1 protein-coding gene is annotated in these 454 nt (G+C 41.9%); it reads right to left on the bottom strand.

Annotated features, from left to right (window positions below; all coding sequences use genetic code 11):
• Positions 1-203: hypothetical protein (locus tag KP705_RS17635; RefSeq protein WP_215765219.1), on the bottom strand; the 203-nt coding region annotated here is incomplete at its 3' end.
• Positions 204-454 lie beyond the last annotated feature (251 nt).

Raw genomic sequence — 454 nt, 5'->3', positions numbered from 1 at the left:
ATATAATGGTCATGCAAACAAGTCATGATATCGTAAGGCTTTTCMCAACCGCAATAAACATCGACCCCATTCCCAAACATATAACGAATAGCCTTGGTCTCATAACGTGCCTTCAATCGCAMAGCCTTTATATTGAACAGATTTTCAAGCCTCTGTACTTCTCTMTCTATTTCTCTATATTTTTCCTTCTTTACCATATCCATAACAATCTCCGACCCTCAGTTTGTGGGGTACTGGAAACTTATTGTAGCAGATAGAAATCAATATTTGACTTGTCATAGTGTCCGACTATGACAATTACATTGTCGTCGGTCCTGCGGAGCTTCAAAGATACCAGTCTGCAAGCTCCTGAAAGGCGTCCTGATTAGCTTCGAAGTATTCGGAATCCGGAACCTCAATAGGAGGCTCATCAAGCTCTACGGGGTCTTGTAGACGCTCTATGTCGAGAACCTTT

It is taken from the genome of Gluconobacter sp. P1D12_c, assembly GCF_018812105.1.
Classification (GTDB): Bacteria; Pseudomonadota; Alphaproteobacteria; order Acetobacterales; family Acetobacteraceae; genus Gluconobacter; species Gluconobacter oxydans_A.
The sequence above is the reverse complement of the archived record's forward strand: the minus strand, read 5'-3'. Positions and strand labels throughout refer to the sequence as shown.